Source organism: Streptomyces sp. NBC_00090, assembly GCF_045160815.1.
In the GTDB taxonomy this organism is placed as follows: domain Bacteria; phylum Actinomycetota; class Actinomycetes; order Streptomycetales; family Streptomycetaceae; genus Streptomyces.
The window spans coordinates 5,975,049-5,990,818 of sequence record NZ_CP108224.1 but is presented as its reverse complement, the minus strand read 5'-3'; the positions used below and the strand labels follow the sequence as shown (position 1 = coordinate 5,990,818).

Annotated in this window: 14 protein-coding genes and 1 pseudogene; 7 read left to right on the top strand and 8 right to left on the bottom strand. The window is 72.6% G+C overall.

The features are described 5' to 3' along the window. Positions 1–43: 43 nt before the first annotated feature. Positions 44–1,147, bottom strand: a complete 1,104-nt coding sequence (locus tag OG361_RS27035; RefSeq protein WP_405857572.1) for a ferritin-like domain-containing protein — start codon at positions 1,145–1,147, stop codon at positions 44–46. A gap of 259 nt (positions 1,148–1,406) precedes the next feature. Here OG361_RS27035 and OG361_RS27030 point away from each other — a divergent pair, with 259 nt between their 5' ends. From OG361_RS27030 to OG361_RS27010, 5 genes and pseudogenes are all read left to right on the top strand, one after another. Continuing rightward, complete coding sequence (locus OG361_RS27030) at positions 1,407–2,342, top strand: diiron oxygenase (RefSeq protein ID WP_405857570.1); 936 nt, start codon at positions 1,407–1,409, stop codon at positions 2,340–2,342. 103 nt (positions 2,343–2,445) lie between these two features. Further along, positions 2,446–3,168, top strand: coding sequence for a TetR/AcrR family transcriptional regulator (locus OG361_RS27025; RefSeq protein WP_405857568.1), 723 nt, complete (start codon positions 2,446–2,448; stop codon positions 3,166–3,168). A 27-nt stretch (positions 3,169–3,195) separates the two neighbouring features. Beyond that, positions 3,196–3,513 (top strand): hypothetical protein, encoded by a 318-nt coding sequence (locus OG361_RS27020; protein ID WP_405857566.1) that lies wholly within the window; start codon positions 3,196–3,198, stop codon positions 3,511–3,513. A gap of 74 nt (positions 3,514–3,587) precedes the next feature. Further along, positions 3,588–4,997 (top strand): NlpC/P60 family protein, encoded by a 1,410-nt coding sequence (locus tag OG361_RS27015; RefSeq protein WP_405857564.1) that lies wholly within the window; start codon positions 3,588–3,590, stop codon positions 4,995–4,997. A 94-nt stretch (positions 4,998–5,091) separates the two neighbouring features. Further along, positions 5,092–6,003: pseudogene (locus OG361_RS27010) on the top strand (MFS transporter); the annotation flags it as partial. Positions 6,004–6,287: 284 nt separating this feature from the next. On the opposite strand, the gene OG361_RS27005 reads toward OG361_RS27010, so the two are convergent. The 6 genes from OG361_RS27005 to OG361_RS26980 are packed head-to-tail and all read right to left on the bottom strand — an operon-like array spanning position 6,288 to position 12,711. Further along, positions 6,288–6,812 (bottom strand): DUF6584 family protein, encoded by a 525-nt coding sequence (locus tag OG361_RS27005; RefSeq protein WP_405857562.1) that lies wholly within the window; start codon positions 6,810–6,812, stop codon positions 6,288–6,290. Positions 6,813–6,871: 59 nt separating this feature from the next. Further along, positions 6,872–8,107 carry a styrene monooxygenase/indole monooxygenase family protein gene (locus OG361_RS27000; protein WP_405857560.1) on the bottom strand — a complete coding sequence of 412 codons (1,236 nt, stop codon included), beginning with the start codon at positions 8,105–8,107 and terminating at the stop codon, positions 6,872–6,874. A gap of 27 nt (positions 8,108–8,134) precedes the next feature. Beyond that, complete coding sequence (locus tag OG361_RS26995) at positions 8,135–8,767, bottom strand: GTP-binding protein (RefSeq protein WP_405862450.1); 633 nt, start codon at positions 8,765–8,767, stop codon at positions 8,135–8,137. 49 nt (positions 8,768–8,816) lie between these two features. Next, positions 8,817–9,248, bottom strand: a complete 432-nt coding sequence (locus OG361_RS26990) for a DUF742 domain-containing protein (protein WP_405857558.1) — start codon at positions 9,246–9,248, stop codon at positions 8,817–8,819. Then, positions 9,245–9,736, bottom strand: a complete 492-nt coding sequence (locus OG361_RS26985) for a roadblock/LC7 domain-containing protein (RefSeq protein ID WP_365220474.1) — start codon at positions 9,734–9,736, stop codon at positions 9,245–9,247. The genes OG361_RS26990 and OG361_RS26985 overlap by 4 nt, the downstream gene beginning before the upstream one ends. Further along, positions 9,733–12,711, bottom strand: coding sequence for a nitrate- and nitrite sensing domain-containing protein (locus tag OG361_RS26980; protein ID WP_405857556.1), 2,979 nt, complete (start codon positions 12,709–12,711; stop codon positions 9,733–9,735). The genes OG361_RS26985 and OG361_RS26980 overlap by 4 nt, the downstream gene beginning before the upstream one ends. Before the next feature lie 359 nt (positions 12,712–13,070). On the opposite strand from OG361_RS26980, the gene OG361_RS26975 reads away from it, so the two are divergent. Beyond that, positions 13,071–13,856, top strand: a complete 786-nt coding sequence (locus tag OG361_RS26975) for a protein phosphatase 2C domain-containing protein (protein ID WP_405857554.1) — start codon at positions 13,071–13,073, stop codon at positions 13,854–13,856. 106 nt (positions 13,857–13,962) lie between these two features. Here OG361_RS26975 and OG361_RS26970 read toward each other — a convergent pair whose 3' ends face one another. Next, positions 13,963–14,394, bottom strand: coding sequence for a MarR family winged helix-turn-helix transcriptional regulator (locus tag OG361_RS26970; protein ID WP_405857552.1), 432 nt, complete (start codon positions 14,392–14,394; stop codon positions 13,963–13,965). Positions 14,395–14,743: 349 nt separating this feature from the next. On the opposite strand from OG361_RS26970, the gene OG361_RS26965 reads away from it, so the two are divergent. Then, entirely contained in the window at positions 14,744–15,574 is an 831-nt protein-coding gene (locus tag OG361_RS26965; protein ID WP_405857550.1) for a lysozyme, read from the top strand. Positions 15,575–15,770 lie beyond the last annotated feature (196 nt).

Genomic DNA, 15,770 nt, shown 5'->3' with positions numbered 1-15,770 from the left:
CACGTACCGTCACTCCCCGCACGCCGTCACTCCCCGCACGCCGTCACTCCCCGCCCTCCGCGATCGCCCGCTCCACCTCGGCCACCCGCGCCCGCTCCTCCGCCGCGAAGCGCTCCGCGTCGAGCCGCTCCGCGATCTCCTCGTCCTGGGTCATCAGCAGGTCCAGGTTGGAGTCGCCGAGGTCGAAGACGCCCATGTCCAGATAGGCCTTCTGGAGGCGTTCGCCCCAGAGGCCGATGTCCTTGACGCAGGGGACGATCCGGCTGAAGAGGAGCTTGCGGAAGAGGTGCAGGAACTCGCTCTGCTCGCTCAGCTCCTCCGCCTCCTTCCGCGGGATGCCGAAGTTCTCCAGGACCTCGACGCCGCGCAGCCGGTCGCGCATCAGGTAGCAGCCCTCGATGACGAACTCCTCGCGCTCGCGGAGCTCCGCGTCCGACAGCTGCCGGTAGTAGTCGCGCAGGGCCATCCGGCCGAAGGCGACGTGCCGGGCCTCGTCCTGCATCACGTACGCGAGGATCTGCTTGGGGAGCGGCTTGTCGGTGGTGTCGCGGATCATGCCGAAGGCGGCGAGGGCGAGACCTTCGATGAGGACCTGCATGCCGAGGTAGGGCATGTCCCAGCGGGAGTCGCGCAGGGTGTCGTCGAGCAGGCCCTTGAGGTTGTCGTTGATCGGGTAGAGCATCCCGATCTTCTCGTGGAGGAAGCGGCCGTAGATCTCGGCGTGCCGGGCCTCGTCCATGGTCTGGGTGGCCGAGTAGAACTTGGCGTCCAGGTCGGGGACGGACTCGACGATCCGGGCGGCGCAGATCATGGCGCCCTGCTCGCCGTGGAGGAACTGGCTGAACTGCCAGGAGGCGTAGTGCCGGCGCAGGTCGCCCTTGTCCTTCTCGGTCATCCTCGCCCAGTGGCGGGTGCCGTGGAGGGTCAGGACCTCGTCGGGGGTGCCGAGCGGGTCGTACGGGTCGACCTCCAGGGACCAGTCGATCCGGGTGGCGCCGTCCCACTGCTTGTCCTTGCCCTTCTGGTAGAGGGCGAGGAGGCGTTCGCGGCCCTCCTCGTACTCCCAGGAGAAGCGGGCTGCGCCGGTGGCGGGCACCTGCCAGGTGGAGGTGGGCGGGGCCGTGGTGTAGAGGTCGCGCGTCGACACTGACGCCTCCTTCGGGGGTCGGATGGCCGTTCCCGTGGTGCGAGTCGGTGGTGCGAGTCGGTGGTGCGAGTCCGTGGCGCCGGTCCTTCGTACGGGTCCTTGCTGCGAGTCCTCCGTACGAGTCCTCCCGTCAGGCTCACACGCTGGTAGACGGATCGTCAACAAGTCGCACGCAAGGGATTGACGCTATTGCTGACGGGCAGTCTCATAAGAAGTGACCCCCGGTAACTCGACGGCGAGCCCAGCGAGGTGTCCCACCATGACCCCCTTCGCCGAGCCCGACTTCAGCCTCCTCCGGGACGCCCTGGGGCCGTTGCGCGACCGTGAGCAGGTCGCCGAGCGGCTCCTGGAGTCCTCCCGCAAGCACTCCTACGACCCGGACACCGAGCTCGACTGGGACACCCCCTTCGAGGACGGCAAGTGGTTCTGGCCGCCCGAGCTCCTCTCCCTCTACGACACCCCGCTGTGGCGCCGGATGTCCGAGGACCAGCGGATCGCGCTCTCGCGCCACGAAGCGGCCTCGCTCGCCTCGCTCGGGATCTGGTTCGAGATCATCCTGATGCAGCTGCTCGTCCGGCACATCTACGACAAGTCCCTGACCAGCCATCACGTCCGCTACGCGCTCACCGAGATCGCCGACGAGTGCCGGCACTCGATGATGTTCGCCCGGCTCATCCAGCGGGGCGGCACCCCCGCGTACCCGGTCCCGCGGATGTACCACAACCTCGCGCGCCTCCTGAAGACCGTCTCCACCACCCCCGGCTCCTTCGCCTCCACCCTGCTCGGGGAGGAGATCCTCGACTGGATGCAGCGGCTCACCTTCCCGGACGAGCGGGTGCAGACCCTCGTCCGCGGCGTGACCCGGATCCATGTGGTCGAGGAGGCCCGCCACGTCCGCTACGCCCGCGAGGAGTTGCGCCGCCAGATGGTCACCGCCCCGCGCTGGGAGCAGGAGTTCACCCGGCTGAGCTGCGGCGAGGCGGCCCGGGTCTTCTCCACCTGCTTCGTCAACCCGCAGGTGTACGAGGCCGTGGGCCTTGACCGGCGCGAGGCCGTCGCCCAGGTGCGGGCGAGCGGGCACCGGCGCGAGATCATGCAGTCCGGCGCCAGGCGGCTGACGGACTTCCTCGACGACATCGGCGTACTGCGCGGGGCGGGCCGCCGGCTCTGGCGGTCCTCGGGACTCCTCGCCTGACCGGAGGCCGGAGAGCGGAGACCGGGGTGAGGCGGCCCGCCCGGCCGGAGCCGGTTCGGGACCGCGCGCCTGACCGGCGCGTTCCGCGGTTACGCTGCGGAGCATGACGAGTGCCGCCACGCCCGCGTACCGCAGGCTCAGTGTCGAGGAGCGGCGCGGGCAGCTCCTCGAAGCAGCCCTGGGGCTCTTCGCCCACCGGACGCCCGAGGACGTCTCGCTCGACGACGTCGCCGAGGCGGCCGGCGTCTCGCGGCCCCTCGTCTACCGCTACTTCCCCGGCGGCAAACAGCAGCTGTACGAGGCCGCCCTGCGCTCCTCGGCCGACGCCCTGAACCGCTGCTTCACCGAGCCGCCGGTCGGGGCGCCCACGGAGCGGCTCGGCCGGGTCCTCGACCGCTACCTGACCTTCGTCGACGAGCACGACGCCGGATTCAGCGCCCTGCTGCGGGGCGGCAGCGTCGCCGAGACCTCCCGGACCACCGCCATCGTGGACGAGGTGCGGCGGGCCGCCGCCGAGCAGATCCTCGTCCACCTCGGGGTGGAGCGGCCCGGCCCCCGGCTCGGCATGATGGTCCGGACGTGGATCGCGGCCGTCGAGGCGGCCTCGCTCATCTGGCTCGACGCGGAGAAGCAGCCCCCGGCGCGGGAGCTGAGGGAGTGGCTGGTGGACCATCTGGTCGCCCTCCTCGCGGCGACCACGGCGAGCGACGAGGAGACGGCGGCGGTCGTGAAGCGGCTCCTCGCCCAGGAGACGCCCGACGGGCCGGTGGCGACACTGGCCCGCAAGGTGATCCCGGTGGTGGGCGAGGCGGCCCATCTGCTGTGAGCCGGCGAGGCGGGAGAGACTGGAGGGGTGAGAAGCGAGAACACGCCCTTCCGCGGCGGCCCCCTCGACGGCCGGGTCCTGCCGATCCTGACCGGCCCGACCGGCCACCCGCCGAAGTGGTACGAGGTGCCGGTCCCGGCCCACGACGGACGCCCGCCGACCCTGTACGCGTACCGGCGCGAGCCCGCGGGCCACACGAAACGGCTCGGGCTCCAGCGCGGCTGGGTCTACCAGTACGTCCCCGAGGGCCGCGAGCGGCGGGAGCTGAGGTGGCCGTGGTCCAAGCCGGGCGGCGGGGCAGGGGCGGAGGACGCCGAGCCGAAGGGCACTGAGCCGAACGGGTGAGCGCGCCGGACGCGCCCCGATCCATACGTTAATCGGATGAAGTGACACGTCATCATCCCCGTGGAGGTGGTGACGTGTCGCGAAGGCTGCTGCGTACGGTCTGCACGGGGGCACTGGCCGCGGCGACGGCGCTCTCGGGGGTGGCGCCGGCGGCGGGCGCCGGACCGTCGGACCCGCCCGCGGACCCACCGGTGGAGGCCCCGATCGCCTGGGCGGATCCATCGGCGGAACCGGTCGGCCCGGTGGACCCGGACGCCTCCGCGGATCCGGGAGACCCGAGCGCGACCTCCGACCCTGTCGATCCCGTCGATCCCGTCGATCCCACCGATCCGGCAGACCCCGCCGGCCCCGCGGACCCTCGCGAGCCCCTCGACGCCGCCGATCCCGCCGATCCCGCCGATCCCGCCGATCCCGCCGACACAGACGCGACAGACGACGACGCCGCCGCGCTGCCGCCGTCCGGCGGCGACTCCGTCGCCACCCTCCTCTCCCGGCTGCGGACGCTCTACCAGCGGGCCGAGGAGGCCACCGAGCGGTTCAACGCCACCGGGGAGGCGCTCAAGCTCCAGGCCGCCGACACCAAGAAGGTCACCGCCCGGCTCACCGCCGCCCGTACCGCCCTCGCCCGGGGCCGGGCCGAGGCCGGGCGGCTCGCCAGGGACCAGTACCAGGGCAGGACGGAGTTCTCCTCCTACCTCCAGGTGCTCTTCGCGCCGGACCCCCAGTCGGCCCTCGACCAGGGGCGTCTGCTGTCCCGCGCGGCCCGCGACCGCGCCGGTACGATCTCGCGGCTCGAAGGGGCCGAGCAGAAGGCGGACGCGCTCGCGAGCGCGTCCCGCAAGGCGCTCGACCGGCAGCAGACCCTGGCCGCCACACAGCGGACCCGGCGCGACGAGGTGACGGCGAAACTGCGGGAGGTGGAGAAGCTGCTCGCGTCCCTCTCCACGGAGCAGCTCGCCCGTCTCACCGAGCTGGAGCGCGCCGAGACCGCGGGCGCCCAGCGCGAACTCCTCGACTCCGGCGCCCTCAACGGCCTCCGCACTCCGTCGCGGGCGGGCGCGGCGGCCCTGCGCTTCGCGGTGGAGCAGATCGGCAAGCCGTACGTGTGGGGGGCGGAGGGCCCGGAGTCGTACGACTGCTCGGGGCTGACCCAGCAGGCGTGGTCGGCCGCCGGACGGGAGATTCCGCGGACGAGCCAGGAGCAGTGGGCGACGCTGCCCCGGGTGCCGCTGTCCGAGCTGCGCCCGGGCGACCTGGTGGTCTACTTCCCGGGCGCCACGCATGTCGCGCTCTACCTCGGCGAGGGCCTGGTGGTGCAGGCGCCGCGGCCCGGCGGGAAGGTGAAGGTCTCCCCCGTCGCCGCGAACCCGCTGCTCGGGGCGGTCCGCCCCGATCCGGGCGGGGAGGCCCTGGAGGCGTACTCGCCGCCGGCGCTTCCGGCGGGGGCGAAGGACGGCGGGGACGAGGGGTACGACCGGCTGTGAACTCCCCTTCCCCGTAAGCCCCTTGCCCTCGCAAGTAATAAGCGCCAAGCTTTACGGGTCCTTACATTCCTCCGTCTGGACTCGGAGCCCCGCCATGCCCAAGCTGCTGCCGGACACCGGACCCCAACGCACCCTGGCCGCCTCGAACTTCGTCTACACCGTCGGCAGCGGCCTCTTCCTGACCGCCGGAGTCCTGTACTTCACCCAGGCCGTGCGCCTTCCCGCCGCCACGGTCGGGCTCGGGCTCGGCATCGCCGGACTCCTCTCGCTGGCCGTGGGCATCGGCGTCGGCCATCTCGCGGACCGACTCGGAGCCCGCGCCGTGTACGCGGCGACCCTGGTGGTCCAGGCGCTGGCCACGGCCGGTTTCGTCCTCGCGGACGGTTTCTGGCCGTTCGTCCTCGCCGTCTCGACGGCCACCGGGGCGAAGGCGGCCGGGCTCGCCGCCCGCGCACCGCTGATCCGGCACTACGGAGGGGACCGGCCGCAGGAGTTCCGCTCCTACCTGCGAGCCGTCACCAACGTCGGCATCTCCCTCGGCGCGCTGCTCGCGGGCTGGGCCGTCCAGGTCGGCACTCTCGACGCGTACCGGATCCTGGTCGTCGGCAACGCGCTCGCGTTCGCCGCCGCCGCGGCCGTCCTGGTGCTCCTGCCGCCCGTCGCCCCGGCGCCCGCCGTCGACGGGCCCCGCTGGATCGCCCTGCGGGACCGGCCGTACCTCGTGCTCACCGCGCTCGACGGCGTCATGGCCATCCAGTTCAAGGTGCTCACCGTCGCGATCCCGCTCTGGCTGGTCGGGTCCACCACCGCCCCGCACTGGCTGGTGTCGGGCGCGATGCTCGCCAACACCGTCATCGTCGTCGGGCTCCAGGTCCGGGCGAGCCGCGGCATCGACACGCCCCGGGCCGGCGGCCGCGCCTACCGTCGCGCGGGAGCCGCCTTCCTCGCCTCCTGCGGACTGGTCTCGCTCTCCGCGGGGGTCCCGGCGTGGGCGGCCGTCGCCCTGCTGCTGACCGCCGTGGTGATCCACACGGTCGGCGAACTGTGGCACTCCGCGGGCGGCTTCGAGCTCTCCTTCGCCCTCGCCCCGCCCCGCGCCACCGGCCAGTACCTGGGCGTCTTCGGCCTGGGCGCGGGCCTCTCCGAGGCCCTCGGCCCCGGCCTCCTCATCGCCCTCTGCGTCACCTGGGGGCGGCCCGGCTGGTTCGTCGTCGGCGCCCTCTTCGCGCTCACCGGCCTCCTGACCCCGCTCGCGGTCCGCCGGGCGGAGGCCGCACGTTCCGGCTCCGGTCAGTCGAAGAGGGACATGACGCCGAGCACCCAGACCGACACGAAGGCGATGACACCCACGCCGCAGCCCACGCCCGCGAGCACGCCGCCGACCGTCCACGGCTCGTCAGGAGCCACGTACACCTCGGCCGGCTCCTCGTAGGAGGCGGGATCGTCCCAGTCGACCGGGTGCCCCAGCTCCTCGGCGCAGGCGGTCCGCACCGCCACCAGCCGCTCCTCGGCCACGGCGGTGCCGGCCAGTGTCTCGGGGCCGCGCCAGGCGAGGGCCTTCATACGCCGGCCGGGAGACCCGTACCGCTCCTCGAAGGCGGCGGTCTCGTCGGCGTCCCGGTCCTCTTCGAGGTACATCCAGCGCCCGGCCTCCGCCGCGTCCCCGTAGAGCCGGTACACCTCGGCGAGGCGGCGGCGGAGGGTCAGGTCGTGCGGGAAGGACGAGACGAGGCCGCACAGGCGCTGGCGCGCCATCGGCACACGGCCGGCGGCCAGGTCCGCGTCCACGCGGGCCAGGGTGTTGGAGGGAGGCATACCCCATGATCGAACACCCTGGCGCGATCCCACGACCGGATTTCGCCGTCAGGCGCCTGTCAGCTGCCGGAGACCGAGGCCAGGTACGCGTTCGTCTTCTCCGGGTCGAAGAAGAAGTTCTCGAAGTCGGCCGGGTCGTTGAAGCCGTTCGCGAAGCGGTTGGCGACCGGCTGGAGCTGACCCGCCGCGCCGATCAGGTTCAGGACGTGCTCCGGCGGGACGCCCAGCATCGCGTTCGTCCACTTGGTGACGTGCTGCGCGGTGTCCCAGTAGCGGTCGAAGGCGGCCTGCATCCAGGTCTCGTCGAAGGGCTTGTCGCCGTGCTCGACGATGGCCGCGAGGTACGCGGCGGCGCACTTGGACGCCGAGTTGGAGCCCTGGCCGGTGATCGGGTCGTTGGCGACGACGACGTCGGCGACACCGAGGACGAGACCGCCGCCGGGGAGCCGGCCGATCGGGGTGCGGACGGTCGGCGCGTACCGGCCGGCGAGGGTGCCGCCGGCGTCGGTCAGCTCGACCTTGGTGGCCCGCGCGTACTCCCAGGGCGTGAACTTCTCCATCAGCTCCAGGGTCAGCGCCAGGTGCTCGGAGGGGTCCTTGACGCCCTGGAAGGCGTCGAGCGGGCCGCCGGGGACGCCCTCCCAGAAGAGGATGTCGGCGCGGCCGCCGGTCGTCAGCGTCGGCATGACGAAGAGCTCCCCGACGCCCGGGACCAGGTTGCAGCGGACCGCGTCGAAGTCCGGGTGCTCGGGGCGCGGGCCGAGGCCGTGGACGTACGCGACGGCCAGCGCACGCTGCGGCTCCGCGTACGGCGAACGGGACGCGTCCCGGCCGAACATGGAGACCAGCTCGCCCTTGCCCGCCGCGACGAGCACCAGGTCGTAGTTGCGGGAGAAGTAGTCCAGGTCGCCCACGGCCGCGCCGTGTATGACGAGCTGGCCGCCGCGCTGGGCGAAGGTCTCCATCCAGCCAGCCATCTTCACGCGCTGGTCGACGGACTGGGCGTAGCCGCCGAGCCTGCCGACCCAGTCGATCACGCGGGTGGAGTCGGGGCCGGCGACGGAGACGCCGAGGCCCTCGATACGAGGGGCCTGGGACTCCCAGAAGTTGAGGCCGAGGTCCCGCTCGTGCTGGAGGGCCGTGTCGAACATGCACTGGGTCGACATGACCCGCCCGGCGCGGATCTCGTCCGCCGTGCGGTTCGACATGAGGGTGACCTCGTACCCCTGCGTCTGGAGTCCGAGGGCGAGCTGCAGGCCGGACTGGCCGGCGCCGACTATGAGTATCTTCCGCATGGGCGGGGCTCCTGGCGACTGTTGGATCTATTCGGGGGTGGCTTCGAGCGCGTGCGCGACCACGGAGAGCAGGGTCTCGACGACGCTGTAGCGCTTGCGCGCGTCCATGATCACCACCGGCACGTCCGGGGAGACGGTCAGCGCCTCCCTGACGTCGTCCGGATCGAAGCGCTCGGTGCCCTCGAAGTGGTTGACGGCCACGATGTACGGGAGGCCGCAGCTCTCGAAGTAGTCCAGGGCCGGGAAGCAGTCGGTCAGCCGGCGCGTGTCGGCGAGCACGATCGCCCCGATCGCCCCGCGCACCAGGTCGTCCCACATGAACCAGAAGCGCTGCTGGCCCGGCGTGCCGAAGACGTACAGCACGAGGTCGTTGTCGAGGGTGATCCGGCCGAAGTCCATCGCCACGGTGGTGGTGAGCTTGTCCGGGGTGGACGTGAGGTCGTCGGTCTCCTCGCTCGCCCGGGTCATCAGCGCCTCGGTCTGGAGCGGGGTGATCTCCGAGACCGCGCGGACGAAGGTGGTCTTGCCGACGCCGAAGCCGCCCGCGACCACGATCTTCGTCGCGATCGGGGCCCGTGTGTGGTCGAGCTGCCAGTCCTGGACGCCGTCGTCGGTGTCCGGTTCCGGTTCGTACGGATCGGCCTGGGGCTGTGCGGGAATACCGGCGACCGCCGGAGCATCCACCGGTGATTCGGAGACGGCGGTGGCGTCAGAGACGACGGAGTCCACTCAGCACCCTTTCGAGGAGCGCGCGGTCGGGCTGGCCGGTACCGTGACCGGTCCCGTACACACGGATCTTTCCCTGGTCGGCCAGGTCGCTGAGCAGCACCCGGACGACCCCCAACGGCATCTTCAGTAGCGCCGAGATCTCCGCGACCGTGCGCATCCGGCGGCAGATCTCGACGATGGCCCGCATCTCCGGCATCAGGCCGCGGGCGCCGGGCCCGCCGTCCGTCAGGACCTTGCGGGCGGGCGCCGCTTCGAGCGCGGCCACGAAGGTCTCGACGAGCAGGACGTGGCCGAAGCGGGTGCGGCCGCCGGTCAGCGAGTACGGGCGTACGCGCGCGGGGCGCCGCCCGTCTCCCCGTACCGGCAGCTTGTGGGCGTGGAACCCCGAATACTCGAAGGACACGGACGTCACTGGGTGCTCTCCATCGATTTGCGCAGCTCGCTGCGGACTTCGGGGGTGAGTACGTGCCCGGCGCGGCCCACGAAGAGCGCCATGTGGTACGCCACGACGCTCATGTCGCAGTCGGGAGTGGCGTGCACGCCGAGCAGCGAGCCGTCGCTGATCGACATCACGAAGACGCTACCCTCCTCCATCGCCACCATGGTCTGCTTGACCCCGCCGCCGTCCATCAGCCGGGCCGCGCCGATGGTGAGGCTGCCGATGCCGGAGACGATGGTGGCCAGGTCGGCGCTGGAGCCGCGCGGCCCGTCGGGACGGCCGGCGTCGGCGGCGGCCGTCGTGGCCTGCTGGGTGGCCGGGTCGGACGAGAGCAGCATCAGCCCGTCGGAGGAGACGACGGCGACCGAGCGGACTCCCGGCACCTCCTCCACGAGATTGCCCAGCAGCCATTGCAGGTTGCGGGCCTCCGTGCTCAGTCCGAACGTTCCGGTCGCAGTCAACTGCGTGCCTCCTCGACTGTGTCCCCCGTCAACTCCTCTGTACGTGCAGGCTTTGCGTCTTCTATCCGCTCCGTGTCCATCTCCGCCTCCACGTCCCGGCGCCCGGCCTTGGCACCCTGGTGGAAGCCGCCGAGCCGACGGCGCAGGGCCTCTGCGTCCACGCCGCCCTTGCGGGGGGTGGTGGCGGCACCGGGCTGGCGGACCACCTGCGGGGTGCGCTTGGGGAGGCCCTTGTCGGTGATCCGCTCCGACTGCGCGGGGCGCGGCCCGGGAACCGGCTGGTCGGAGACCGGTTCCGGGGCGGTGGGGGCGGGCGGGGCGGGTGCGGCCGGGGACTCGGCGTGGTCGGCGCGGACGGCGTCCCCGTCGGCGGCGCGCTCGTGGGAGTCCGGCTCGGGCGGCGGGTCGGGCAGCCGGACCTGGAGCGTGGTCTCGGCGACGGACTCCCCGAAGCGGGCGGGCTCGGGCTCGGACCGCTGCTGCGCGGGCTGCGGCTCCGGCTCGGGCTCGTGGCGCTGCTGCGGCTCGTGCCGCTGCTGCTGCGCGGGCTCCGGCTCGTACTGCAGCTCGGGCTCGGGCTCGTACTGCAGCTCGGGCTCCGTGGCCCGGATCTCGCCCGCCGCCTCGGCCGCGAGGAACGCGCGCTCCGCGGCCTCCACCAGCGGGTCGCGGGTGCGGGACGGCAGGGTGTTGGAGTTGGCCTCCGCCGCCGAACCGGGCAGGTGGAGCGTGGGCGCCGTGCCCGCCACCCGTACCGGCTGCGACACGGCCGCCGGAGGGGCCGTGGGCAGCAGGGGCAGCGGCAGGACGACGACAGCCGCGATACCGCCCGGCTTCTGCTCGCGCAGCTGGACGCGGACGCCGTGGCGGGCGGCGAGCAGGGCGGTCACCCGCATGCCGAGCCCCTCGCCCTCGAAGCCGCCCGCGTCGGCCTCGGCGAGGCGCGCGTTGAGCTCGGTGAGCCGGGAGTCGGTCATGCCGATGCCCGCGTCCTGGACGGAGAGCATCACCTCGCCGGTCTCCAGGAGCCAGCCGGAGAGCTGGACCTCGGCGTCGGGCGGCGAGAACGAGGTGGCGTTCTCCAGGAGTTCGGCGATCAGGTGGCTCAGGTCGTCCGCGGCGAAGCCGGCGATCTGGGCGTGCGGCGGCAGGGACTGGATGGTGACCCGCTCGTACCGCTCGATCTCGCTGACGGCGGCGCGCAGCACGTCGACGAGCGGGACGGGCCCGGCGTGGCCGTGGACGTGCTCGTGGCCCGCGAGGACGAGGAGGTTCTCGCTGTGGCGGCGCATGACGGTCGCCATGTGGTCGAGCTTGAAGAGCGTCGCGAGGCGGTCCGGGTCCTGCTCGCGCTCCTCCAGCTTCTCGATGACGCCGAGCTGCCGCTCGACGAGCCCGAGGCTGCGCAGCGAGAGGTTGACGAAGTCGTGGTGGACGGTGCCCCTGAGGCGTTCCAGATCGGCCGTGAGCAGCGCGACCCGGCCCTGGAGGTCGGCGCGCTGGGTGGCGAGCTCCGCGCCGAGCGACTCCTTGGCGGCGGCCAGGTCGGCGTGCTCGCCGGTGAGTCGCTCGCTGCGGGCGGAGAGGCCGGAGAGCTTGCCGTGCAGGGTGTTGAGGGAGCGCACGACCTGGGCGAACTCGTCGTTGCGGCCGGTGAAGCGGACCGGCTCCTCGGTGTGCGGCTCAGGCGCCCCGGCGAGCCGGGCGGCGCCGAGGCGGAGCACGGCGAGCGGCCGGGTGAGGGTGCGGGCGACGTACGTGGAGATGCCGATCGCGACGAGGAGACAGCCGCCGAGGAAGGCGATGCGCACTTCGAGGGCGGTGACGTCGTCGTCGCGGAGCGCGCCGAGGCGTTCGACCCGGTCGGCGGCGAGGGCGGACTCGACACCGCGCATCTGCTCGATACGGGCGGACAGCGCGGCCTCCAGGCCGGCCGGGTCGGTCTCGCGCTCGGTGTCGGTCAGCCGGGGCTGGTCGGTGAGCGTGGCGAGCGAACGCTCGGCGCTCTTGACGTCGGGGCCGGCGACGGTGGCGGCGAGGGAGTCGCGGGCGGCGGCGCCGGCGGCCTGGTCGAAGTCGCCGAGGGCGGCGAGTTCGCGGACGCGGGCCTGCTGGGCGGCGGCGGTGAGGGCGTCACGGGTGCGGTCGGCCTCGGCGGTGCCCTCGGGTACGTCGGGGACGTAGGTGCCGGTGTCGGGGTCGTAGTGGACGTCCCCGGTCGGCTCGGGCTGCGGCACGGCGAGCGCGGCGAGGAGAAGGCCGCGGGCGGCGGAGGCCTGCTCGACGGCGCGGCCGAGGGCGGCCGGGGCGCGGGTGGCCTCGGTGAGCGCGGTGTCGGCGGCGCGGGCCGGGGTCTGCTCGGCGAGTTCGTCGGCGAGGGCCTGGAGCTTGGCGATGACGTCCGAGTACGCCTTGTGGGCCTCCAGGGCCGTGCCCTTGCCGGTGAGGGCGGCGCGGCGGATGGAGGGGACCCCGGCGAGGTCGCGGCGGAGCTCGGTGGCGGCGGCGGGCCGGATCTCGTCGATCTGGCGGTCGACGCGGGTGGACCGGGTGTCGGTGATCCGGCGCTTGTCCTTGGCGTCACCGGTCTGGCCGTCGCGGCCCGCGGCGATGTACGCGACGACCTCGTCGCGCTCGTCGGCGAGGGAGTGCGCGAGGGTGACGGCCTGCCGGTCGAGCTCGGCGAGGGTGACCAGGCGCTGGGAGTCGGTGAGGTCGGCGGAGGCGGCGAGGATCGCGGGGGCTCCGGCGACGAGGACGGTCACGCCCACGAGGGCGACGCCGGCGACCAGGCGGTTGCGGACGCGCTTGGCGCGGCCGGCGGGAGGCTGCGCGGGAAGCGCCGCGGCAGGCTCGGAGGGGTGGCCGCCGGTGGGCACCGCGGCGGTGCCGACCGGGGTCGGCGGTACACCGGGGGTCTGGCTCCGCGCGCCGTTCTTGCTCCGAGGCCGCTTCATCTGCACCGGTGCTCGCATTCTTGACTCGTCCGCCCACAAAGCAGAGGTGACGGCCGGTCACGTGGAGCGCCCCCACCCCTGGTACGGCTTCCGACCATTCCAGCGCTTCTGGGAAGGGGACGCGCATCAGCCGCTCCGCCACCCGAACGAGTGAACAGCACTCATGAGTTGGCGAACAACTCCCCGGGGTGGCCGCCGAGGGCCTCTGATGACCGTCGGTTGGATCTTCCGCGCAGGCTTTGGCAGGATGCCCGCCCGCAGCTCGGCGGAGGTCCCGATTCCGCCCCTCCCACCGCCTTCTCCTGGTTGGTACAGGCCATTTCCGGCCCTTTGAAGGTGTCGTGAAGGTGCGCGGCGGGACGGGCACACTGGAACGCATGCGCAGCGATGTCAGCACTCTCCCCGGCAGCCCCGAACGCCCCAATGAAGACTGGGTGGCCGCAGCTCTGCCCGGTTCGGGGGGTGGGGGGACGATCGTCGTCCTCGACGGCGTCACACCACCCGCCGGTGATGACGGTTGTGTGCACGACGTGCCGTGGTTCACCGCGCGACTGGGTGGAGCTTTGACCGAACTGTCCGCTTCTCGCCCAGACATGCCCCTGCGCGAGATCCTGGCGCGGGCAATCCGGCGCACCGCGGACGCCCACCGGAACACCTGTGACCTTTCTCACGTGCGAACGCCACAGGCAACCGTGGTCCTGGCCCGCTGGGACGAGGCCTCGGTCGAGCATCTCGTCCTCTCCGACTCCGCGCTCCTCCTGGAGGCGCCGGACGGGACGGTGCGGGCGGTGCTCGACGACCGGCTCGACCTGATTCCGGACGAGACCCTGCGCTCCCGTGAGGCGACGGACCGGCTGCGGAACCGGGAGGGCGGCTTCTTCACGGCGGCGGCCGACCCGGCGGTCGCGGAGCGGGCGCTGACGGGGACGACCCCGCGCGCCGGGGTACGGGCCCTGGCGGCGCTCACGGACGGGGCGAGCCGGTGGGTGGAGCTGTTCGGCGAGGGTGACTGGACGGAGTGCTTCGGCGTCCTGCGCGAGGAGGGGCCGTCGGGCCTGCTCCGGCGGGTGCGGGCGCTGGAGACCGCGGACGCGGGGGCGGGCGGGGTGCGCCGCTGGAAGCTCCACGACGACGCGACGGCCGTGTACGCGGAGCTGACCTGAGGCTGTTCCGGCCCTGGGATGCGGCCCTGGGATGCGGTCCTGAGCCTCAGTCCTCGGACTCGGACTCGGACTCGGGCTCAGCCCTCGGAGCGGACGTTGAAGAGGCTCAGCCCTCGGAGCGGACGTTGAAGTGGTGGAGCAGCCGTGCCAGCTCGGCCACCTCCGCGCGGTCCCAGTCGACGAGTTTGCGGACGTACCGCTCGCGCCGCGCGTCCCGCACGTGCCGGAAGCGGTCCCTGCCCTCCTCCGTGAGCCGCACCAGGGAGGCGCGCCCGTCGGCGGGGTCGGGGTCGCGGACGACGAGCCCGAGCACCTCGAGCGCGCGCAGCTGCCGGCTCATGGTGGCCTTGCCGACGCCGAAGTACCCGGCGAGCTCGGTGGCCCGCTGGGGGCCGGCGTCGTCGAGCCGTACGAAGAGCCCGTAGGCGGCGGGCTCCAGTTCGGGGTGGACCGCGCGGGCCATCTCGCCGGACTGGGCGCGGGCGCGGCGCAGGAAGACCGCCAGTTCGCGTTCGAGTGCGAGGAATTCGGGATCCACGCCCGCGGGCGGGACGGCCCGGCCTTCACTTCCCGTACCGCTTCCGTGCACGTCAGCACCTCCCAGGCGTTCTCCGGCGGATTCCCGGCGGCTGCCGGTTTCTCTCCGGCGATTTTCCGGCCGCTGAAAGTTTCTTCCCGGCACGGTCATCACCGCAGCTCCTTCAGTATTTCGCAGGCTTAGACCAACGGCGGTATCCGGACCCCCTTCCGTCGGGCGGGTCTACGTGCGTAGCGTCTCTCCCGACGGAGTGACATGTCCACACCAGGATATGTCGACATCCCCGCACGACACCGCCCCGCACGACAGCTCCCCAACTGCTCCCCCACCGAGCCTTTCGGAGGCACGCATGCGTGTGCACAGATCCGGAACGACCCTCGCCGGTGCCGCCCTCGCGGCCCTGGCCCTCCTCCTCCCCCTCGCCGGCCCCGCCGGCGCCGCCCCGGACCCGGGTGCGCGGCAGGTGCCCGCCCGCGGCTCCGCCCACATGGGCATGGGCGTCCTCGAACACGACGGCCGCAGCGGCGCTCCCGGCGGCATCTCCGTCCAGGCCGTCCAGACGGAGGGGGTGGACGTCTCCAGCCATCAGGGGAACGTCGCCTGGTCCACGCTGTGGAACAGCGGGGTGAAATGGGCCTACGTCAAGGCGACGGAGGGCACCTACTACAAGAACACCTACTTCACGCAGCAGTACACCGGCTCCTACAACGTCGGCATGATCCGGGGCACGTACCACTTCGCCACCCCCGACACGACGACCGGCACCGCCCAGGCCGACTACTTCGTCAACAACGGCGGCGGCTGGTCGAACGACGGCAAGACCCTGCCGGGCGTCCTCGACATCGAGTGGAACCCGTACGGCGCGACCTGCTACGGCAAGACCCAGTCCGGGATGGTCACCTGGATCCGGGACTTCGTGAACCGGTACAAGTACCGGACCGGGCGGGACCCCGTCATCTACACGGCGACGAGCTGGTGGAAGCAGTGCACCGGCAACTACGGGGGCTTCGCCTCCACCAACCCGCTGTGGATCGCGCGGTACGCCTCCGAGGTCGGCGAACTCCCGGCCGGCTGGCTGTACTACACGATGTGGCAGTACACCTCCTCCGGCCCGACGGTCGGCGACCACAATCACTTCAACGGCGACCTCTCGCGCGTCCAGGCGCTGGCGAACGGCTGACCTGGCCGTTCTCGCCCCCCTCGCTCCGCGGCGGCTCCCCGGGTGTGCGGCACCCCGGGGGGGCCGCTCCGGCTTTTTCCGCCCACCCTCTTGCTCATTGGTATGGACCAATGCGACGCTCTACGGCGGTCGCCCGGAATTCAACTTCCTCGCACCCAGCGCGCGTTGCTCGTCCCGTTCTCCCCCACGCACGAGA